This is a genomic window from Salsuginibacillus kocurii DSM 18087 (assembly GCF_000377705.1).
Classification (GTDB): Bacteria; Bacillota; Bacilli; order Bacillales; family Marinococcaceae; genus Salsuginibacillus; species Salsuginibacillus kocurii.
Window position 1 is genome coordinate 652,203 of sequence record NZ_KB898623.1, and the last position, 22,689, is coordinate 674,891.

Annotated in this window: 18 protein-coding genes; 1 reads left to right on the plus strand and 17 read right to left on the minus strand. The window is 45.3% G+C overall.

Features of this window, described 5'->3' with window-relative positions; translation table 11 throughout:
- From hisB to D469_RS0103240, 4 genes are read right to left on the minus strand one after another with little or no spacing between them, the layout of a single operon-like run.
- Entirely contained in the window at positions 1-624 is a 624-nt protein-coding gene (gene hisB, locus D469_RS0103225) for an imidazoleglycerol-phosphate dehydratase HisB (protein ID WP_420834844.1), read from the minus strand.
- Positions 584-1,864, minus strand: a complete 1,281-nt coding sequence (gene hisD / locus D469_RS0103230; RefSeq protein ID WP_018921929.1) for a histidinol dehydrogenase — start codon at positions 1,862-1,864, stop codon at positions 584-586. Before hisD ends, hisB begins: the two co-directional genes overlap by 41 nt.
- The gene (hisG, locus tag D469_RS0103235; RefSeq protein WP_018921930.1) at positions 1,861-2,502 is read right to left on the minus strand and encodes an ATP phosphoribosyltransferase; all 642 of its coding nucleotides are present in this window, start codon (positions 2,500-2,502) and stop codon (positions 1,861-1,863) included. Before hisG ends, hisD begins: the two co-directional genes overlap by 4 nt.
- On the minus strand, positions 2,495-3,685 hold the full coding sequence (locus D469_RS0103240; RefSeq protein ID WP_018921931.1) for an ATP phosphoribosyltransferase regulatory subunit: 1,191 nt from the start codon (positions 3,683-3,685) through the stop codon (positions 2,495-2,497). The genes hisG and D469_RS0103240 overlap by 8 nt, the downstream gene beginning before the upstream one ends.
- Positions 3,686-4,179: 494 nt before the next feature.
- Between D469_RS0103240 and cax the strand changes: the two genes are divergently transcribed.
- On the plus strand, positions 4,180-5,247 hold the full coding sequence (gene cax / locus D469_RS0103245; RefSeq protein WP_026286079.1) for a calcium/proton exchanger: 1,068 nt from the start codon (positions 4,180-4,182) through the stop codon (positions 5,245-5,247).
- Between the two features lie 638 nt (positions 5,248-5,885).
- Here cax and D469_RS0103250 read toward each other — a convergent pair.
- The 13 genes from D469_RS0103250 to D469_RS0103310 all read right to left on the minus strand — a co-directional run bounded on the left by D469_RS0103250 (position 5,886) and on the right by D469_RS0103310 (position 22,366).
- Positions 5,886-7,610 carry a methyl-accepting chemotaxis protein gene (locus D469_RS0103250; RefSeq protein WP_083910703.1) on the minus strand — a complete coding sequence of 575 codons (1,725 nt, stop codon included), beginning with the start codon at positions 7,608-7,610 and terminating at the stop codon, positions 5,886-5,888.
- Positions 7,611-7,757: 147 nt separating this feature from the next.
- Positions 7,758-8,285: an acyltransferase gene (locus D469_RS0103255; protein WP_018921934.1), complete on the minus strand. Its 528-nt coding sequence runs from the start codon at positions 8,283-8,285 to the stop codon at positions 7,758-7,760.
- Positions 8,282-8,929, minus strand: coding sequence for a pyrophosphatase PpaX (gene ppaX / locus D469_RS0103260; RefSeq protein ID WP_018921935.1), 648 nt, complete (start codon positions 8,927-8,929; stop codon positions 8,282-8,284). Before ppaX ends, D469_RS0103255 begins: the two co-directional genes overlap by 4 nt.
- Positions 8,919-9,872 (minus strand): nucleoside recognition domain-containing protein, encoded by a 954-nt coding sequence (locus D469_RS0103265; RefSeq protein ID WP_018921936.1) that lies wholly within the window; start codon positions 9,870-9,872, stop codon positions 8,919-8,921. The genes ppaX and D469_RS0103265 overlap by 11 nt, the downstream gene beginning before the upstream one ends.
- Positions 9,873-9,922: 50 nt before the next feature.
- The gene (lgt, locus tag D469_RS0103270) at positions 9,923-10,789 is read right to left on the minus strand and encodes a prolipoprotein diacylglyceryl transferase (protein WP_018921937.1); all 867 of its coding nucleotides are present in this window, start codon (positions 10,787-10,789) and stop codon (positions 9,923-9,925) included.
- 129 nt (positions 10,790-10,918) lie between these two features.
- Positions 10,919-11,854 (minus strand): HPr(Ser) kinase/phosphatase, encoded by a 936-nt coding sequence (hprK, locus tag D469_RS0103275; protein WP_018921938.1) that lies wholly within the window; start codon positions 11,852-11,854, stop codon positions 10,919-10,921.
- Between the two features lie 197 nt (positions 11,855-12,051).
- Positions 12,052-12,399 (minus strand): phage holin family protein, encoded by a 348-nt coding sequence (locus D469_RS0103280; RefSeq protein ID WP_018921939.1) that lies wholly within the window; start codon positions 12,397-12,399, stop codon positions 12,052-12,054.
- Positions 12,400-12,411: 12 nt separating this feature from the next.
- Positions 12,412-12,618, minus strand: a complete 207-nt coding sequence (locus tag D469_RS0103285) for a PspC domain-containing protein (RefSeq protein ID WP_018921940.1) — start codon at positions 12,616-12,618, stop codon at positions 12,412-12,414.
- 53 nt (positions 12,619-12,671) lie between these two features.
- Entirely contained in the window at positions 12,672-13,889 is a 1,218-nt protein-coding gene (locus D469_RS0103290) for a DUF4097 family beta strand repeat-containing protein (RefSeq protein ID WP_018921941.1), read from the minus strand.
- A gap of 71 nt (positions 13,890-13,960) precedes the next feature.
- The gene (gene uvrA, locus D469_RS0103295; protein ID WP_156816900.1) at positions 13,961-16,831 is read right to left on the minus strand and encodes an excinuclease ABC subunit UvrA; all 2,871 of its coding nucleotides are present in this window, start codon (positions 16,829-16,831) and stop codon (positions 13,961-13,963) included.
- 12 nt (positions 16,832-16,843) lie between these two features.
- Positions 16,844-18,820 carry an excinuclease ABC subunit UvrB gene (gene uvrB, locus D469_RS0103300; RefSeq protein ID WP_018921943.1) on the minus strand — a complete coding sequence of 659 codons (1,977 nt, stop codon included), beginning with the start codon at positions 18,818-18,820 and terminating at the stop codon, positions 16,844-16,846.
- A gap of 100 nt (positions 18,821-18,920) precedes the next feature.
- Complete coding sequence (locus tag D469_RS19475) at positions 18,921-20,138, minus strand: PDZ domain-containing protein (RefSeq protein WP_018921944.1); 1,218 nt, start codon at positions 20,136-20,138, stop codon at positions 18,921-18,923.
- Between the two features lie 743 nt (positions 20,139-20,881).
- Positions 20,882-22,366, minus strand: coding sequence for a S41 family peptidase (locus tag D469_RS0103310; protein ID WP_018921945.1), 1,485 nt, complete (start codon positions 22,364-22,366; stop codon positions 20,882-20,884).
- Positions 22,367-22,689 lie beyond the last annotated feature (323 nt).

Below are 22,689 nucleotides of genomic sequence, written 5' to 3' on the forward strand. Positions count from 1 at the left end.
CTATAACATTCCTTTCGTTGACGGAACACCTTGAACGCGCTCATCATACATCGTGGCTTCATCCAAGGCGCGGCCTAGAGCTTTAAAGACTGCTTCGATCATGTGATGCGTATTCGTTCCATAATGGACGATAACGTGCAAATTCATCCGTGCTTCCAAAGCAAATTTCCATAAAAATTCATGCACAAGTTCTGTATCAAAGGTGCCCACTTTTTCAGCAGGAAAATCAGCCCGCATTTCCAGATGGGGACGGTTGCTTAAATCTACAACCACTTGAGCAAGCGTCTCATCCATCGGCACGAAGGCATTTCCGTAACGGTGAATTCCTTTTTTATCTCCGAGGGCCTCGGTGAGTGCCTGACCGAGACAAATGCCAATGTCTTCGGTCGTATGGTGATCATCTACTTCAACATCACCACGTCCACTTACCTCAAGATCAAAATGACCGTGCTTTCGAAACAAATCGAGCATATGAGTCATAAACGGAACATCGGTCTCGACACTTCCTGCTCCGGCTCCATCAATCGCAAAACGAAGTGAAATGTTCGTTTCTCCTGTTTTTCGTGAAATACTTCCTACTCGTTCAGTCATGCGACCTCTCCTTTCGCCGCAGGGCAACAGCATTGGCGTGTGCGTCTAATCCTTCCAGCTTGGCCAGCGTTTCAATATACGTAGCGTTTTCCTGTAATGCTTCTTTGCTATATTGGATAATACTTGATTTTTTCGTAAAATCATCTACACTCAGTGGGCTTGAAAACCGAGCCGTACCATTTGTAGGAAGGACGTGGTTCGGACCGGCAAAATAGTCCCCTACTGGCTCTGTACTGTTTTCGCCTAAAAAGATCGCGCCCGCATGACGTATTTTGCCGAGAAGCGCTTCCGGATGGAGCGTCATCACTTCTAAGTGTTCAGGTGCTAACTGGTTAACCGTTTCAACCGCCTGTTCCAATGTTTCTGCGACATAAATCACCCCAAAATTTTCAATCGAGGCTTTAGCTATTTCTTTTCGGGCTAAGTGCTCTAGCTGCTGCTCCACTTCTGCTTTTACTAGTTCAGCTAGGGCGTTCGAAGTTGTTACCAAAATAGCAGAGGACATTTCATCATGCTCCGCCTGCGATAGTAAGTCAGCAGCAATGTAATCTGGACGGGCGCGGTCATCGGCAAGCACAACAATCTCGCTAGGCCCGGCAATCATATCAATGTCTACCTTTCCATAGACTGCCCGTTTTGCCAACGCAACGTAAATGTTGCCAGGTCCTGTGATTTTATCAACGCCAGGCACTGACTCTGTTCCGTAGGCAAGCGCGGCGATCGCTTGGGCGCCTCCCGCTTTAATGACATGCTTGACTCCTAATTCACGCGCAGTGACCAGTACAGCAGGGTGAAGCGTTCCGTCCGCAGACGGCGGCGAGGTCATATAGATCTCTTTTACGCCAGCTACTTGAGCTGGAATAACGTTCATCATAATGGTGGAAGGATAAGCTGCTTTCCCCCCGGGCACATAAACCCCGGCTGCATCAAGCGGCGTAATTTTTTGGCCGAGCATCGTTCCATCTTCTTTTGTGACGAACCAGGATTCCTGGCGTTGGCGGGCATGAAAAGCATATATATTCTCACGTGCCTCGCGCAGCGCAGTGATTACTTCTTCATCCACATGTTCATATGCAGCATCCATTTCTTCTTCGCTCACATACAGCTCTTCAAGTTCTGCCCCGTCAAGCTCTTTCGTATAGCGTTTCAAGGCAGCATCGCCTTCTTGCTGAATGTCTTTTATAATTTGCGCAACTGCCTTGCTTTGGTCTTCCGTGCCTGCATCCAAGTCCCGAGTCAGGGCTTCATCTCCCGTCACTTTCTCAATGTTCATGCCGTGCCCTCCTCTTCAATGACTGCGGCTAATCGTTCAATCATATCATCAATGCGGGCATCTTTCAGGCGGTAACTGACAGGATTTACAATTAAACGAGAGGTAATCGAAACGATCTCTTCCATTTCAACTAAACCGTTTTCTCGCAACGTTCCTCCGGTGGAGACAATGTCGACGATTCGGTCAGCCAGACCCACAAGCGGCGCCAGTTCAATCGAACCGTTCAGCTGGATAATCTCAACCTGCTCCCCTTGTTGTTTAAAATACTCGGTCGCCACTTTCGGATATTTGGAAGCGACTTTAGGTGCAATATCGGTCGGCTCATAATCAGGGAGACCGGCCACCGCTAAATAGCATTCGCTAATTTTCAGATCAAGCACTTCATAAACGTCGCGCTCATCTTCAAGCATGACATCCTTGCCGGCAACCCCAATATCAGCCACCCCATGTTCTACATAAGTAGGGACATCCATTGGTTTAGCCAGGAAAAATTTAATCCCGGCTTCCGGGGCGTCCACGATCAATTTTCGCGAATCATCAAATTCTTCAGGGAGGTTAAAGCCCGCTTTACGAAGCAAATCAGCTGCTTCTTCAAAAATTCTTCCCTTTGGCATCGCAATTGTTATTTGATCACGCATCACGAGTATCCTCCTTTGGAGAACGGCCAATAAACGAGCGTACCTCTTCGAACTGCTCGGTTAACCGGTCCACGTCCTCTACCCCTGTCATATCTTGTAAAACTACAACCTGACCTTCTGCACGTAAAGCTTTCGCGTCAGCAAGGGCTTCTTTTCTACGTTCTTTGCTAAATAAAACGAGCGTCTGGCGGCGGTTCTCTTCTGTTTCACCGATCGCTTCTGTAAGGAGGTCCATTCTCACCCCAAAACCAGTAGCTTGGGCAGGACGGTTAAATTTGGCTAATAATTCATCATAGCGGCCTCCACTAGAGAGTGGGAAACCTAACTTGCTGCCATATCCTTCAAAAACAATGCCAGTGTAATATTCCATATGCATGACTAGGTTGAGATCGAAAGAGAGATAAGGAGTTACCTCAAACGTTTCTAGAACCTCATACAGCTCTTCTAAATCCTCAAGAGCTTTTGCTGCTTCACCGTTATTCACTAACGCGCGTGCGTCATCTAATTTCGCGCGGCCACCCCTTAGTTTTAGCAGGCCTAGTAAACGATCTTTATCAATCGAAGACAGCGGCAGACTTTTTACGTGCTGCTTGTAACCGACATAATTTTTTTCATATAAGTAACGACGGAGCACGCCTGCTCGGTCTTCACTCCCGACTATATCCTTAAGCAAAGCGTTAACGTAGCCGATGTGACCGACCGCAATTTGAAAATCTTTCAAGCCAGCTGCGTGCAGCGTTTCTGCCATTAAAGCAATCACTTCGCCGTCCGCGCTGGCACTCTTGTCGCCCACGAGCTCTACGCCCAGCTGTTCAAATTCAGCTGGACGTCCGCCTTCACGCTGTTGCGCACGAAAGAGCGGGGTGTGATATGAGAGCCGGAGTGGGAGCGGCTCTTCCTTTAAGCTGGAACTGGCGACCCGTGCAATTGGCGCTGTCATATCCGGGCGCAGGACGAGCGTGTTTCCTTCCTGGTCCAACAGCTTAAACAACTGCTGATCTAAGATCGCAGAAGCGTTACCAATCGTGTCATAAAATTCGAGGGAGGGAGTCTTAATGGGCCGGTATCCCCACTTTTCTACTTTTTCTTCCATTCGTTCTCGCAAGCTGCGCTTTGTTCCATATAAAGCAGGCAACGTATCGCGCATGCCGATCGGTTTTTCAAACATAAATGGCTGGCTCATTTTTCGCTCTCCTTTTGGACAAATTTCGTGGTAAACGTTGCATTAATCGATGTTATGTGCATCCAGCTCTAATCGCAAAATCGTCACTAATTGCTTCAAAGGGCGGTGTTGAGCGGGAAGCAAATGGTGATTACTACTCGATGTATATGGTCGTACTTTAGTTCGCTAATGTGCTAACAAGATAAAGAATCTAATAGGTAGTTTACACCCCCAACCCCCACACGTCAATTAGAAGAAAAATAGAATAAAGCTACTTATCAGAATACGGCTCTTCGTTGTAGACGAGTTGGTAGTTCCGCTGCGCTGTGAGCCAAAAACGGGGAAAACGTCCAAGTTTTTGTCGAAAGCGTACGAGAATCTTGTCGAAACGTCCAAATTTGGTCCACAACTGTCCAAAATTTTGTCGAATCGTCCATTTTCGCTCACCGACCCTTGCTTAATTGCATGTTTTTGAACGGACACGCTCAAACTAAAGCACGGAATGATAAACGGAAATGAGGCGTTCGTACGTGAAATGGGTTGTATTAATACTCGTCGCTACCGGCTTTCCTCTTTCATTAGTAGGTGATGCGCTTGGGTGGCCGGACACGTGGATGTTCCCAGTGTACGCCATTACAATCGTTGGGTTTGCCGCTTATATGGGACAGGCTACTGAGAGCATTGCGATTCATGCTGGTGAACGGATTGGTGGATTGCTAAACGCAACATTTGGGAATGCTGCAGAACTTATTATTTCAATATTTGCCTTACAAGCAGGCTATACATCTATTGTGCTAGCTTCAATGACTGGCGCTGTCATCGGTAACCTTTTATTCGTGTCTGGTGCCGCTTTTCTTGCTGGAGGCATTCAAAAGAAGAGACAGACTTTTAATGCTTATGATTCACGTCACAATGCCAGTTTACTCATGGTAGGGGTGGTGATCGCCTTTGTCTTTCCTCATATATTTGCCAGCCAAACGAGTGAAAGCCAGGCGATGACGCTCAGCATTTTTGTAGCAGTGATCGGTATGCTTTTATATTCAGCCGGGATCATCTTTCGCTTATTTACTCACCGTGGAGTCTACGCCAATTCAGAAGAAAACAAAGCAGATGACGAGTCACCAAAGTGGGGGAGAGGCGTTTCTTTCACTTTACTTGCTCTAGCAACCGTCGGAGTTGCTATTACAAGTGAAAAGCTAGTGGACACCTTTGAAGTCGTAGGCGAAGCATTTGGCTGGAGCGAACTATTCTTAGGGGTTATCGTCATTGCCATAGTCGGAAACGCAGCCGAACACGCCTCAGCTGTTTATTTAGCCTGGAAAAGCAAATTGAATGCTTCAATCGAAATTGCTGTCGGGTCCTCCATCCAAATCGCGATGTTTGTGGTCCCTACCTTGGTACTGCTTTCGCTCGTCTTCGGCCATCCGATGCCGCTTATTTTTTCAGTTCCTGAACTGGTCGCTATGGTACTCGCCGTCCTCTTATCTTATATCGTCACGAATGACGGCGACACCAACTGGTTCGAAGGCGCCGCCCTCCTCTCCGCCTACCTCATCATGGGCGTAGGCTTCTACTTTTTATAAAGAAAAGCGGAAAGCGGCGATCAGGGGCGTCAAGCAAAAGGCGAGCGCTGCCAAAACCGCTTTTTGGTTTTGAAAGGGCGCGACTTTTGACCTCGAGCCCCTGCCGCTTGACGCTAGACAAAGAAAAGCGGAGCGGGTTCGGTTAACGACGCAGAGCTCTTCTCTCCCACCGAGGAGGCTGTGGCCGCCGCAGGGTGGGAGAAAGGGATCTCAAGTCGTTAGCCCGCGAAGCTAGACAGAAAAGCGGAAAGCGGCGATCAGGGGCGTCAAGCAAATGGCGAGCGCTGCCAAAGTCGCTCTTTGACTTTGAAGGCGAACGGCTTATGACCTCGAGCCCCTGCCGCTTGAAGCTAGACAAAGAAAAGCGGAGGCGCCTTGCCCGGATGCACTTTTGTCGAAAATGAATCTTTTACGAATCATTCTTGCCAATTTACTAATCATTCTCAGTTAAATACGAATCATTCCTGAGGAAATACTAATCATTCTCCAGAAAATACAACTCATTCCTAGAAACGGGGGCGTTCAGCGGCTCCGCCCGCTTCTTAACCGGCACGGAAGCTCTATCTTTCACCCAAAACGTTTCCTTTTCTATCTAGCAAAAACCTTCTCCCGCAGCGATAAAGGGAGAAGGTTCATTGTTATTTAAACGTTTTCATTAATGCTTGAAGTTCATCCGTCACTTCATGTAATTCACGCACACTATTTGCTATAACTTCTGTAGAGCTTTCTTGATGACGAACAGCACTACTGGCTGAATCGATTTCAGAGGCTGATTCTTCCGCAGCGGCTGTTACTTCTTCAATTGAAGTTTGCACCCGTTTGCTCTCATTAGACATCGTTCGAAGGTCTTCGAATAACTCTTGCATGTTTTCAGTCATGGTTTCAACTTGTTCGGCGATGTTGGCAAAGTATGAACCCGTCTCATTCATTTTGACAGCGCTTTCCTCGGAGGATAAGAGAGTAGTTTTCACTTTGTCTCCGATTCGGATAGCTTCTTCGTCGGTGCGTGAGATAATCGGCTTTATGTCAGCAAGGGTTGATTCCACTTGCATCGAAAGCTTGCGAATTTCTTCAGCTACAACTGAAAAGCCTTTGCCGGCCTCTCCAGCACGCGCTGCTTCAATCGAAGCGTTTAATGATAAAAGGTTTGTTTCTTGAGCAATGTATTCAATAGCTTCCAGCAGGGCCCCAATGTCTTTAGCATTTTGCTGAAAAGCTTGCATACTCGACTCTGTTTCACTCATTCTTTGTTTCGTCTCTTCTACCACTGAAATGGAATTATCCATGACCGTGCGGCCTTCTGTAGTTGAATGTAAAATATCTTTAGTCGTTGCTTCCATTCGGTTACTTGCTTCATCAATATCATTAATTTGATCGCCCATTTGCTCCATAACACCTGTCACGTCCGTCATTGACGAGGCTTGCTGTTGGCTGGCGTCTGTCAATTGCTCAAATGTATCCGCCAGCATTTTGCTTTCTTCTCTAACTGAATCAGCTGTTCCAGTTAATTCATTTCCTTGGTCTTTTAACTGTCCACTTGCTTTTGACAGCGAACTTACCACTTCACGAAGTTTGTCCTTCATGTTGTTTAACGCATGAGCAATTTGCGAAAATTCATCCTTACCTCGTTCTGGCAGAGAAGAAATAAATACCCGCCCCTCAGCTATATGCTGGCTGAAGGTTACGATTTCATTTAGTTTTTTGCTCGTTTGCCTGCTTACATAAGCCATTAAGAGCATAGAGAGAAGCAATGCTACTCCGACCCCGCTGATTAAAAGAATTGGCATTTGGCCGAGCTGCGTTAAGGCAATATTGCGAGCATCCGTTCGTGTTTCTTCCATTTCTGTCTGTACGTACGCCAGAGAATTCGCCCCTAAATTCTTATAGGTGTTTCCTTGCGAAGCAATAGCTTGTACAAACGCATCGCTTGCGAAGTCCTCTGTCTCTAACACTTGGTTAAGAAACAGATCGCTTAAATCTTCTTTTGTATCAACTGCTGTCTCTAGATAACGTTCCATTTCCTCGGAATCTAAATAAGGTTCGATGTTTTCAACTAACACTGCAAATTCGTTATCAAGTTCTTCAAATTCGTCAGCTAATGACAAATTTTCAGTATGTAAATACGTCATTACAAGACCAAATTGTTCATAAAACACCGCTTGCATGTCAGAAATGATAATTGACCGTTCACTTGTCCGATCTAATTCGTTTACTTCACCGCTTACATTCCCCATTTCAAATACGACCCAGATAGTAGTTATAATGATAAAAACAATAGCCCCTCCAAAAACAAGAGAGTATTTCCAAAATAAACTGAGCCGGTCTAAAAACCTCGTTTTGTTTTTCCTCTTTTTCCCCATCATAGATCCTCTCCTCTTCCCTTACCCCACTAGCATTTACAAACCTTTTAACCGTTTTCACCCCAAATCAACAATGCTATGTTTAAATTATCACAATATTCTTCGATTAACCATAATTTTTTCAAAATAAATAGGAAAAAGAGCCTGGGTTCAAGAAGACCCAAGCTCTTTTTCTCGTTCTTTTTTCTCTCTTTGTTCTTTTGTATAAATGATCTGCATCGGGTTCCCTCCAACAAAAGAACCAGCAGGTACATCTTTATGTACAAGGGTCCCGGCTGAAACTACTGCTCCGTCACCAATCGTCACTCCAGGGAGAATGGTGGTATTTGCACCGATCATTACCTCTGCCCCAATCTCCACATCTCCGAGCCGGTACTCATCAATTAAATATTCATGCGCTAAGATTGTAGTGTTATAGCCTATCACCGTATTTCTTCCCACGCTAATCTTTTCTGGAAACATCACATCAAGCATCACCATTAAGGCAAAAGCAGCTTGCTGACCAACTTCCATTCTTAAAAAGGTGCGATACAACCAGTTTTTCACTGGAAGAAAGGGCATGTAACGAGCAAGTTGAATCACGATAAAATTTTTGACTACTTTTAGGAAAGGAACGGTTCGGTACACATGCCATAGCGAATTAGAGCCGGAGACGAAGTGACGATCAGTTTTTCTCATCTTACATTCACACCTAGCCAGTCAAGCAACTCTGGCATATGATTTAACATGACATCAGGTTCATAGCTTTGTAAGTGATCTGCTCCTTTTATAGACCAGGCTACACCTACCGCTTGCGTACCAGCATTTTTAGCTCCGACAATATCATAATGGCTGTCACCGACCATTGCTGTCTCCCTCGGGGAGACGCCTAGCTTTTCCATTGCTAAATTTAGGGGCTCTGGGTCAGGCTTCGTATTTTTCACATCATTCCAAGTAACAACCGTTTCAAAATAAGGGGCCAGCCCGGCTGCTTTCAAGCCCATATGTGCGGTTCGTTCCCGTTTTGTCGTTACAATAGCAAGCTTATATTGTTGCTCATACAAGGTGCGTACGGTCTCCAACACCCCTTCATATTCTTTAATGAGTGAATCGTGATGAGCAATGTTATGTTCGCGGTAAGTTGCTACCATATCCTCGGCCTGCTCATGGTCTATTGTGCGAAACGTTTCATCAAGCGGTGGCCCGATAAATGAAAGAATATCTTCTTTTGTGAAATCATTATAGCCGTATGAAGCAAGAGTATGTTCAAATGAAGCTATAATCAGGTCATTTGTGTCAACCAGCGTACCATCCAGGTCAAACAGAACTGCATTAATACTCATAGTTTGCCTCCTTTCGCTCTAACATTTCTTTTTTCTCCATCCGGTTCCAAATATAAGCAATTAACATCGTTAACAAAATGGCCGTCACCAGTCGTATAATAAGCAAGGGAAGAACCGGAATCCCAAGCGGTATAAAGATCAGCGTATCTTCAATCACCGCATGACAGGCCACCAGGAAAATGAAAACAAGATATAAATCCTTCTTCTTTACATTTTTTTCTTTTGCTTCTTGAATCATAACCCCTGCCCCGAAGGCTAGCCCAAACAACAAGCCTGAGGCAAGTGTGGTTGAGGTATTTTTTTCAATGCCTAACGTTCGCGTAAAAGGCGACATCCAATCGGAGAAGCGGTCCAGCCAATTCATGTCTTTCATCACTTGAATAAAAATCATAATAGGGATAACAACCAGAGCAATCTGCCCCACACCAACAGCCGCACTTGTAACTCCCTGCCAAATGACTCCCCCCCAGCCGTCTACACTCGGCTGAGAAGCTCCGGAGACCAAACCGTATTGAGCTGTTTCTCCACCGCCCTGCCAAAACAAATTGATCATCCAAGCAGAGAAAAGTGCGAGCCCAATACGCACCGCTAAGACGACAGAAATCCGAATTCCTAGTTTAACCGCAATCGCAGATTCTACAAATAAATTATGAGAAAAAGACAACATAACAGCCAAAATAAAAACTTCTTTGACCGTCATTTCAATTGAAAGAATCGCTCCAATAGCGGCATATAAATTTAACACATTACCGAGCACGAGCGGGATAGCGGCTTCCCCCGGCAAGCCGATCCAAGCCATGAGCGGCGCCATCGCCTGCGCCACCCAATCAAGAACGGGAGTGTAACTTAAAATAGTTACAATCAGCGTAATTGGAAAAATAATTTTGGCCAGCATCCATGTCGTTTTTAAACCGACAAGAACGCCATTTTTCAGTGTATTCATCTTTAGTTCACCTCAGTCGTGCCCACTGGGCAATAGAGCACGTTCCACCCTTACTTTTTCTTCTTTTTCTTTTTCTGTCCAACATTTTGGTTCGTCTTCTTCGGCATTTCGTCTAAATATCTCCTATCTGCTAAACCTGACTTACGACGGTAAATGATTAATATAACTGCCCCTACAATTAAGAGAAGCGAGACAACCTGAGCTGTACGAAGCAAGTCAGCAATCATTAAGCTGTCCGTACGCATGCCTTCGATGAAGAAACGACCGATCGAATACCAAATAAGATACGATAGGAATAGTTCCCCCTGGCGTAAATTTACACGCCGCAAATACAATAAGACAGCAACCCCTATTAAACTCCAAATCGATTCATACAAAAAGGTGGGATGGTAATACGTACCATTAATATACATTTGATTAATTATAAATTCCGGGAGAAATAAGCCTTCCAAGAACTCACGGCTTACAGGACCTCCGTGTGCTTCCTGGTTCATAAAGTTCCCCCAGCGCCCGATCGCTTGGGCAAGCAGAATACTTGGCGCTGCTATGTCCATGATTTGCCAGAAAGAATGCCCTTTGACTTTAGCGAAGACAAACACCGCGATGGCAGCCCCAATTAACCCACCATGTATGGCGAGGCCGCCTTCCCAAATGGCAAAGATGGCTCCTGGGTTCTGGCTGTATGTTTCCCATCTAAAAATCACGTAATATATTCTGGCCCCAATAATACCAGCTGGGAGGGCTATGATTAATAAATCTGCAAATAAATCAGCTGGTAACCCACGCCGTTTCGTTTCTTTTGAAGCCAGGAAATATCCAATTAAAGCCCCTAATCCGATAATTAAGCCGTACCAATAAATAGTGAGCGGTCCTAACTCGACCACCACTGGGTCAAGCGGCTGCGTTGATAAAAACAAGCCACTTCCCTCCTTTGTTATAAAGATTAATCTGCATATATGTTAAATATAGATATAGATATATATTTCTCCCCATCCAGCTAGGCATGCCTGTTGCTATACAAGTGATCTATTCCAATGAAGCAAGCATTAATATTCTTCGCGGTCACTTTCCTCAATAACGCCCGTTAAGCGTTCGGAAAACTCCTCCGCCGCATTTATGCCCATTCGCTTCAAACGGAAATTCATAGCTGCTACCTCTACAATAACTGCTAAATTTCGCCCAGGGCGTACAGGTATCGTATATTTGGGAATCTCCGTATCAAGCACGGGAACGGTCTCTTCATCAATGCCTAAGCGGTCATACGCCTTATCATCATCCCAAAGCTCTAGGTGAATATTCAAGACTACACGCTTAAATGGACGAACAGCCCCGGCCCCAAACAACGTCATTACATCAATGATGCCAAGGCCTCGAATTTCAAGCAGGTGTTTGATAAGCTCTGGTGCCCTTCCAACCAGGGTATCGCCATGCTCCTGGCGAATTTCCACAGAATCATCAGCAACAAGTCGGTGACCACGCCGCACCAAATCAAGAGCTGTCTCGCTTTTACCTACACCACTAGCACCTGTGAGTAAAACTCCAATGCCGTATATATCAACAAGCACCCCGTGGATCGCTGTAGTCTTGGCAAGTTTCGTTTCTAAAAAGTCTGTAATTATACTGGAGAGACGAGTGGTTGTAACATCCGCCCGCAAGATCGGCACGCCCATTCGCTCAGAGGCATCCAACAGTTCTGCGGGAGCTTCTAGCCCTCTTGAAATAATAATACCAGGTGTATCATACGTACAAAGCTTCTCCATCCGCTCTACTTTTTCATCGTCGCTCAGTTGAGCAAAGAATGAAAGCTCCGTGCGCCCAAGCAGTTGCACCCGTTTGGCCGGATAATATGTAAAGAAGCCCGCCATTTCCATACCAGGGCGTGAAATATCGCTGGTGGTGATCGCACGATGTATGCCATCTTCCCCACTAAGTATCGTTAATGAAAAGCGTTCAATCAAATTCGCTGCGGTCACTTTTGGCATGCTGCTACCCCCTACCTGTTTGCTACTCTACACATCCAATCAACGTCTACATTCTAGCATGATTTTGCCCAGGAAGGAATCATGATAAAAAACCACCGCTTGGACGCTGCTTCTCTTTCCCCTTAAAGCACAAATATAAAAGACCTTGAGTTCACATCCAAGTGATGCTCAAGGTTCTTCACAATACATACCTTCTTTTAAGAACGTTCCCGCATAGGTTCTACAATCAGCCAATTAATCATCACATTAAGGATTGATATCACAACCGCAGCCAGAAAAGCCATGCCGAACCCTGAAATAACAAAGGAATCGCCCATGATAGAAGCGATCACCATTAAGATAAAGCCATTAATGACAAATAGAAATATCCCTAACGTAAGAAGGGTGATCGGAAGTGTCAATGCTACCAGAATAGGTCGAACAATTGCGTTAGCCACTCCTAATAACGCAGCCGCTAAGAGCGCTGCTCCAAATCCATCTAACGTAAAGCCCGTGAAAAAGCCTGCTACAACCATCAGCACAACCGTATTCACGAGCCAATGCATCAGACACCCCATTTAAAGGATCACTTCTGATTCATTCGGGATGACAAACGCTAGCACAATATACGTAAGGAGGACCGGGATTACAGCGAGCGGAAAAATGGAAACAATGGCCAAAACACGAACGATGGTAGCGTCGATACCGAAATATTCAGCGATACCTCCGCATACACCTGCTAGTTTTCGATCACTTTCAGAACGATATAATTTCTTCTTGCTCATACTCATCCTCCTTTACTACTAACAGAATTAATTAAAAACTTGCAAGCTGCCTATTACTGATGTCCAGCTGGATTAATGTGCACCATCCCTGTCTTTGAATCTGCTTCCAAGCGCAGATGGGCTCGACCTTGTTCATTAGCAGTGAACTGCACAGATTTTTGAATGAAATCTTTCTTTTCATCCACGATATTAACATCTGGGATGCCCAATTTGTAATTGCCGAGGTTGGTGCGAATCACTCCATCCACCCGGAATTGTTCAGGAATAGTAATATGCATGCCGCCGGTAGCTGCGGAAAAGTGCAATCTTGTATCTTCAATCTGCTCTGGTTCGTATTGAATTAAGCCATTCATCGTCTCTCCATGGACGTCACTCATGCGTCCCTTTAGATTCATTTCTCCATTGACCGTACGAATGTCAGATTTTTTAAGATCGACATTTCGGACTGTAACAGGCCCGTTCACGGTTTCGGCATAATAGTCTTCAGCCCAGACTCCTTCTGTAGAAATACTTCCATTTACAATTTTTGCTTTCAAGGCATTTGTGTCTAATTTTCCAATCTGCAAATGACCATTAAAGGTATAAAATTGCAGTCTTTCATACTGCTGTTTTGGCAAATACAACGTAGCCTGCATTTTTAATGCTTTCGATTTGGAACGGAAGTGAACATGCGTGCCGTCTGCTTGAAAAACAGCGTGTTCTAAGAAGGATTTTCGTGCTGATTCTTCATCGTTTGCCCGATATACTGCAGCTGAGCATTCGAGGCGAAGGTCTGGCTGGTCCCAGGGCTCAACTGAAAGCGAGCCATTTTCAATGGAAATATCAATAATCCGTTCCTTCACAGCACGGTGTTGAAACGTATGATCTACTGTCACTGCTGATCCGAAATTAAAATCAAGGTCGACATCACGGATGCGCTGCATCGCCGTCTCAAAAAAATCAGTCAGCCATTTTGAGCCTGTGGTCCACGGCGCCTCCCGCCCTGCTTCCTCACGTTCTTGTGCTTCTTCTTTCCATTCATCAAAACGCCGGTTTCCTTCTTCCCAATTCACTTCAGTCGAAAGATCCTGGGTCGTGTGTTCAGCGTCTGTTACTTCACTTTCAGCCGATAAAGGAGGAGAAACGGCTGAAGATGGAGACGGTGATGATGCCGCGGTTGTCTTTTCTTCCTCTTCATCTTTGTTTAACGCTCGTAATAACCGTTCCCCTTCCTGAGCTGAAATCTTGCCATCATCAATCATTTTAAGAATCATTCGACGTTCTTCGTCCAATTCGCCCACCTCCACTTTCGTCTTTTTTAAACATACGAATTCCAACTCACATTGGTTTCACATACGTTTCATTACGGGGAAGCAATTTGTTCTTGAGCGTTCAGACGTTCTTGCATACGCTTTTTTTCACGCTCTAGAATTGGGCCAAGATACGTTCCCGTGTGTGATTCTTCTGCTTGAGCCACTTGCTCCGGCGTACCTGTTGCGACAATTTTCCCGCCCAGGTCACCGCCTTCCGGTCCTAGATCAATGACATGGTCCACCGTTTTAATCACGTCAAGATTGTGTTCAATCACAATGACTGTATCCCCATTTTCGACAAGTCGCTGTAATACTTCAAGCAGCCGCCTGATATCTTCAACATGCAAACCGGTTGTAGGTTCATCCAAAATAAACAAAGAGCGACCGGTTGAACGGCGATGAAGCTGGGAAGCTAGTTTAACCCGTTGTGCTTCTCCACCTGATAAGGTAGTGGCCGGCTGACCTAGCTTTATATAACCAAGCCCTACGTCTTGCAACGTTTGAATACGCCGGCTGATCCGAGGGATGTTTTCGAAGAACTCAAGCGCCTCATCAACGGTCATGGCGAGAACATCAGCGATGCTTTTCCCTTTGTACGTTACTTCAAGAGTGTCACGATTATAACGTTTACCTTCACACTCTTCACAAGGAACATATACATCAGGTAAAAAATGCATCTCAATTTTAATAATGCCATCACCTTTACAAGCTTCACAGCGACCGCCTTTTACGTTAAAACTAAAGCGCCCTTTTTGATAGCCTCGTATCTTGGCTTCATTTGTCATTGCAAATACTTCACGAATATGATCGAAAACGCCGGTATATGTGGCAGGATTCGAGCGCGGTGTTCGACCAATCGGGGACTGATCAATATCAATCACCTTATCGAGCTGGTCAATCCCTTCAATTCGGTCATGCCTTCCTGGTTTTTGTTTCCCCCGGTGCAGCTTTTGTGACAACACTTTATATAAAATCTCATTAATCAGTGTGCTCTTGCCTGAACCAGATACACCTGTAACAGCATTAAACAATCCTAGTGGAATAGAAGCATCTGTGTTCACGAGGTTGTTTTCAGTCGCTCCTTTGATTTGAAGTGTGCGATCTGTAGGCTTTCGTCTGTTTATCGGCAGCGGTATAAACTTTTCGCCAGCTAAATATTGACCTGTCAAAGACTCTTTAACCTGCTGGACCTCATCTGGCGTGCCTTCAGCAATCACCTCACCGCCTTGGCGGCCAGCGCCTGGACCTATATCAACAATATGGTCGGCTGCAAGCATTGTATCTTCATCGTGCTCAACGACAATCAATGTGTTCCCGAGGTCCCGCATTTTTTCCAGTGTACGAATCAAGCGATTGTTGTCACGTTGATGAAGACCAATAGAGGGTTCATCTAATATATATAATACGCCCATCAAAGAAGAACCAATTTGCGTGGCTAAGCGAATGCGCTGCGCTTCTCCACCTGAAAGCGTGCCAGCTGAACGGCTAAGCGTTAAATATTCAAGACCTACATTTACTAAAAAACTAAGCCGTTCTTTGATTTCTCGTAAAATAAGCTGACCAATTTGAAGCTCTTTCTCACTCAGTTCCAAGTTCTCAAAAAAAGTGTTTGCGTCTTTTACGGAGAGATCTGTTACTTCTCCAATATGCTTGCCTCCAACTAGAACGGAGAGACTTTCTTGACGAAGACGGTGCCCCTTACAGCTCGGACAAGAGGTACTAGCCATATAGCCCTCCATCTGTTCTCTTATATACTCCGAAGAAGTCTCGCGATACCGGCGATCAACATTTTTGATCACCCCTTCAAAGTAAATATCCCGTTCTTTTACCCGGCCAAAGTCATTTTCATAACGAAAGCGAATGCGCTCTGTTCCACTTCCATGCAATAAAATATCCACTTGGTCTTGTGGAAGATCTTTTACCGGTGTGTCCATATCGATGCCAAAATGCTTGCACACTGATTCAAGCAGCTGCGGGTAATACTGCGAGCTTCCCGGCTCCCACGGGGCAAAGGCATGCTTTCGCAACGTTAAATCTTCATCAGGGAGGACCAGTTCTTGGTCCACTTCACGCTTGCTGCCAAGCCCATCACAAGTTGAACAGGCTCCGTATGGACTGTTAAAAGAGAACATCCGCGGCTCCAATTCACCAATTGAAAAGCCACAATGTGGACAAGCATGATGCTGGCTGAAGGTCTCTTCTCCTCCCTCCACTAAATCAACAATGACATGGCCACCGCCTAAGTTGGCTGCTGTCTCCAATGAATCAGCCAGGCGTGATTTAACGCCCTCTTTAATCGCGATTCGGTCAATTACTGCTTCGAGGTCATGTTTTTTATTTTTATTTAATTGAATATCATCGTCGATCTCCCGCATTTCTCCATCTACTCGCACCCGTACGTAGCCTTGTTTTTTAAGGTCTTCTAGTACTTTCACATGCGTTCCTTTTCTACCGGAGACGAGGGGGGCCAGAATCTGCATTTTTGTCCGTTCCGGATAAGAAAACAGCTGGTCCGTCATTTGTGGAATGGTCTGGGACGAAATCTCAATGCCATGATTAGGACAGATCGGTTTTCCAACGCGCGCATACAGCAAACGCAGATAGTCGTAAATCTCTGTTACCGTTCCGACCGTGGAACGCGGGTTACGACTGGTCGTTTTTTGGTCAATCGAAATGGCAGGAGAAAGCCCTTCGATCGAATCAACATCTGGTTTATCCATTTGTCCTAAAAACTGTCGAGCGTAGGCAGAGAGTGACTCCACATACCGCCGCTGCCCTTCAGCGTAAATCGTATCAAAAGCAAGCGAAGACTTGCCTGACCCGGATAAGCCTGTAAATACCACAAACTTATCACGGGGAATCGTTACATCTACCCCTTTTAAATTGTGGGATTTAGCTCCCTTGATTTGAATATAGTCCATGCCCATAGAGGGTCACCCTTCCGATTTAAGTTCAATTACCAAGTCGCGAAGCTCCGCAGCCCGTTCAAAATTCAAGTCCTTGGCAGCTTGCTTCATCTCTGCTTCCATCGATTCAATCATTTTCTGTTTCTCTTCTTTACTCATCTTGCTGACATCAGGAGCTGCCTTCGTTTCAGTTTCCTCCGCCGCATACGTAGCTTGAATTTGCTCAGGAATTGCCTTTTTAATAGTTTGAGGTGTAATGCCGTGCTCTTCATTGTAAGCAAGCTGAATTTTGCGGCGCCGCTCTGTCTCATCAATTGCCACCTGCATTGATTTCGTGACTTTATCCGCGTACATAATGACATGGCCTTTTTCGTTTCGGGCTGCACGTCCCATCGTTTGGATAAGGGAACGCTCTGCCCGGAGGAATCCTTCTTTATCCGCATCTAAAATGGCTACTAGGGAGACTTCCGGGATATCGAGTCCTTCCCGAAGAAGGTTTATACCGACGAGCACATCAAACTCACCCAAACGTAGCTGTCTGACGGTCTCCATTCGTTCTAGCGTTTTTATATCTGAATGCAGGTACTTTACCCGAATGCCGACTTCTTTTAAATAATCGGTTAAGTCCTCTGCCATTTTTTTCGTCAACGTGGTCACCAACACGCGTTCTTTTCGTGTTTGCCGTTCATTGATTTCTCCAATTAAGTCATCGATCTGCCCTTCAATCGGACGTACATTAATGGTCGGGTCGACAAGTCCGGTCGGTCGAATAATCTGCTCCACCATTTCCGGGGAATGCTCTAGTTCATACGGACCTGGTGTTGCCGATACATAGACAGATTGGTTTACGCGCTGTTCGAATTCTTCAAATTTCAGCGGTCGGTTATCCATCGCAGACGGCAGGCGGAAACCATGGTCGACCAATACTTGTTTTCTAGCCTGGTCCCCATTGTACATCCCCCGCACCTGGGGAAGTGTCACGTGTGATTCGTCCGCCACCAGGAGAAAATCATCGGGGAAAAAATCGAGTAGTGTATACGGTGCATCCCCAGGATTTCGAAACGTTAAATGGCGGGAATAATTTTCGATCCCGGAACAAAAGCCCATTTCTTGCATCATTTCGATATCGTAGCGTGTTCGTTGCTCTAAGCGCTGGGCTTCTAGTTCTTTATTTTGCGACCGTAAAGCTGAGAGCTGTTCTTCTAGCTCCTGCTCAATATTAACAATCGCACGCTTTAGTTTCTCTTCACGCGTAACGAAGTGAGAAGCTGGAAAAATCGCCACGTGCGTCCGCTCTCCACGCACTTCCCCCGTTAACGCATCCACCTCGGTCATTCGGTCAATTTCATCACCGAAAAACTCGACTCGAATACATTGTTCATCGCGCGAGGCCGGAAAAATCTCGACCACATCGCCACGCACCCGGAACGTCCCACGCGTAAAATTAATATCATTTCTTTCATATTGAATATCTACTAAATCTCTAAGTAATTGATCACGGTCTTTTTCCATGTCGGTACGTAAGGACACAACAAGCTCCCGATACTCTTCCGGCGAACCGAGACCATAAATGCAAGAAACGCTGGCCACGATAATAACATCATTCCGCTCAAATAAAGAGCTTGTGGCCGAATGGCGCAGCTTATCAATCTCATCATTTATGCTTGCGTCCTTTTCAATGTATGTGTCTGACTGCGGCACATACGCTTCTGGTTGGTAATAATCATAATAACTAACAAAATATTCGACTGCATTATTAGGAAAGAACTCTTTAAATTCGCTATATAACTGGCCCGCTAGTGTTTTATTATGAGCCATCACCAGCGTTGGTTTATTAACCTTTTGAACCACGTTGGAAATGGTAAACGTTTTGCCGGTACCTGTAGCTCCTAACAGCGTCTGATGACGTTTGCCATTTGTGATTCCTTCTGTCAGTTTTTCAATTGCTTTAGGTTGATCCCCTTCTGGAGCATAGTCGGAAACCAGTTCAAACGTTTCAGTCACCGCGAACCACCTCTTCTATAACCACTATTATTTACGTTTTTACATATTTATAGTATACCACAGATTGAAGCAATTCAAACAAAAAACCGAACATACATTCTTATGATGTGTGTCCGGTTTCTGCAGCCGTTTCTTGAGTTGCAGGAGTATTTGTTTCCTTTTCTTTTACAAAGAGAACGCCTAATTCATGATGGGCACTGGCATGGACAGAGCCTTCTAGCCGACGTACTTCTCCATTTAGATTCACCGCTTCAATTTTACAATAAGCAGAGTTTTCTTGAATGCCTTGATAATAAGAAGCAGCCCCGTACACAGTAACCCCGTTCACTTTCACTATCACTTCACCGCTTTGAAGTCCCATCTTTTCAGCAGGAGAGTTTGGTAACACAGCTAAGACCATTAATCCACCCGTTTGCGGGGAAAAGTAAGGGGCGGCTTTTGCTTCTTTTACATACTCAAACCAGAGCAGTCCAATCCGAGCCACGATAGCAACGACTGCAGTAACAACTATAAATAGTGGTTCAAACCAAGCAGTAATCGCAAAGCCGATCAATAAAAAGGAAAGTGCAATCACACGTAAGCCTGCTTGTTTTAAAACAATAGTAGGGAGTTCACGAAAAACAAGCGATTGCATTCCGATAGCAAAAGGAACAATGAAAACGGCCAAACCTTCCTCTCCTACGGGGAGAAGCGGCCACCAGCCTATTGGTTCGAGCATACCTCCCGGCAAAAACAACACGACTGGAAGCGGCCAGAGTCTTTTCACTTCGAAACCGCCAACCCATTTACCACGTGAACTGCGCTTTTGGACTGGAGCAGCAGTTTTTCCCTGTCGCATGGCTAACAGCCCCTCTAGAAAAACAAAAAGAGCCAGAAGTGAAACGATTGGCAAAAGAGGAGCTTCTCCAATACCCGCTAACCAGTGGTCTACTGCTTCATACCCGGTTGCACCTTCAAGCAAAGGTAAATACAGAGCTAAAAGCACAGTCGCTCCTAAGACAACAGCAGGAGAAAGAAAACGTGGACCTGCAAGCAGGAGCACAACAGTGACAAAGGTCAATAACCAAATGAAAGCCATCGTGGTAGAAAGTCCGGCAACAAACGTAAGAATAGACAGGAACGCCCCCAAACAGAGTCCTGCAAACAACGGAGGGAAAACATCCAAAAACTCAGGCTGAACTCGAACATGGAATTGCTGACGCTCACGCTTGACGCGTTTATAAGCAAGAAGCATCATGGCTACAAGCAAAATGTAAGGGAGTGGATGAGCAAGTAAACGCATAAGCCCATAAAACAATTCTGAAACTATGTATTCCATAACCCGCGTCTCCTTTCCGTTCCTGTATTATCGCGACTCTTATGTTGCATGGTAGCGGTTTTGTAACTGGATATGTAAGTGGCAAGGGGAAACGAACAGCTTGGTCAGGCAATTGAGCTTCTCTGTCTGTCCAGCGCTGTGGTTAGCAGCTCTCAGCCTTTTGCCTCGTCCTTAGCGTACCTCCTACTTTCTCCTCGCCAGTTAAATATATTCGTGCTGCTAGCGAAAGGCTGGCAGCCTTTTGAAACGGATGGTGCGCCTTGAGCTTATAACAGGTCAAATGGCTCGTCTGCGGAAGGGAGTGGTTGAAGACGCTATCACGCAACCAGGAGCACATTTTCCGAGCACCTCGTCTTGTGCATACATTTGCACCGCTAGTGAAAAGACCTCCGTTATTTTCATCAAACTGAGCGGCTTATTCTCATCTTACCTTTAGGTGCTTTTAAAGAATAGTGTTAATAGTCCTCCTTGACCTCTCTTTCCTCAAGGTTCCGCAGATGACTATCTCGAACCTTCACCTTCAATAATCTCTCTCCCTTAATCAAAACTATTCTAAAGAAAACTTGGCAAAGGCAAGCCTATGGTGCAGGCTGAGCCTTCGTTGCACGTATACCGTTTCCTTCACCTATTTATACATTCTTACGGTGTAAAAAACGAATACATTCACAGGCTTGGCTGTGAATGTATTCGACAAAAAGGATGCCTATCCTGCTTAGAGATTCGAATTGTTTGCTTTTGGCCTATTATTGTTGTTCAAGCAAGGTGTTAAGCGCTTCTTCAAGCTGACGGTCATTATCCGTATCTCTGATTTCTTCTAATACAGCTTGATGCAAAAGAAGAGCGGTGTCTTCATCAAGCACTCCAGTGGCTTCAACATTTTCCTCTGCCTGGAACGACTGAAGAGCTGCTTCTGTTGCTTCGTCGAAGTATCCGTCACTGCGGCCAGGATCGTGACCGGTTGCCGCTAAAATTTCCTGGGCAATTTCTATCTGGTCATCTGTATCGTCATAGCCCAACTCTTCGTCTACTGAAATGGCAGGAAGATAGAAAAAGTCTGGCTGCGTCACTTCGATCGTCGGCTCTACTCCTTCTTCGTTAATGTCATTGCCCGCAGATGTGAGCCAGCGGAACATAGAAAGTTGCAATTCACTTCCATCATCAAATGGCATCACTTGCTGGACCGTGCCTTTACCGAAGGTCGTTTCCCCAATCACATCATAGTCTCCGGCTTCTTTTAGTGCAGCTGCCAGAATTTCAGAGGCAGAAGCACTACCTTCATTAATAAGAGTCACAATCGGGTACGGCTTTTCTTCTTCCAGGTTAGAGATATAAGGCTCGCGGTTCCCATTTCGGTCCTCAATTTGTACGACTGGTTCCCCGCCTGGAACGATTAAATCGCCAATATCTTCAACACTATTCAAATATCCGCCAGGATTACCACGAACATCAATGGCCAAACCGTCAATATCTTCTTCTTCCAGTTCTTCTAGCTGTTCTTCAAACTCAGTAGCCGTTTCTTCTGAAAATGAAGTCATTTCAAGCACACCAAGTCGGTAACCATCCAGTTCATAAATTTCACTAGTTACCGTCTCAACAGGAATCTCATCTCGTTCCACTTCCACCTCGAAGGGGTCATCGGCTGCAGGACGATCAATCGTCAACGTCACCGTCGTGCCTTTTTCCCCGCGAATATCAAGGACAGCTTCATTTAATGACTGGTCTTCTGTACTTTCTCCCTCGATCTCCAAAATCCGGTCATTTGGCTGCAGTCCAGCTTCTTCGGCAGGGGAATCTTGAAATGGAGACATGATGGTCACATAACCATTTTCCATGCTCACTTCAGCACCGATCCCTTCGAATTGGGAATCCAATGATTCCATAAACTGATCGGCCGTTTCTGCATCCATATAATCAGAAAATGGATCATCCAACCCTTCAACCATTCCTTCAATAGCGCCTTGAATTAAATCCTCTTCATCGACTTCATCAACGTATTGAGACTGTATCACTTCAAACGCTTCTTCCACTTTAGAAAAGTCCATCTCTTCTGCTGTTTCTTCATCCAGCCCTAAATCTTCAAGCGTTAATTCCGAGGTGCTTTCCTCTTCACCATTTGAAGCAGTTCCACTTTGTCCCCCGTCATCACCAACAAATGCATAGAGCCCTCCCGCACCTAAAAGTAATACTGAGACCGCTCCTGCTGCGACCCAACGAGTTCGAATGCCCATTGTTGTTCCACCTCTCTATAATTGAAAGAAAAGGCACCACACTGTTCGTGCAATGCCTTAATTGTACCTGGGTCCATCTTCTGTATACGAAGAGTTTATAAAAGCGAAGCGTAATCACTTCAACAAACTGTAATGCGTGTATTGACTTGGCAGCATAGAAGATTATTTGTAAACATCGCAAGGCTCATAAACAATCAACTTACCTTTTATGACATAAACGTTATGTGTATTTTCAATGTATGACATGTACCTTTTCATTAAACCATATTTTTATTTATTACGCAAAATACCAGTTGTTGAACGCTTTTGCTTTTGATAAAAAA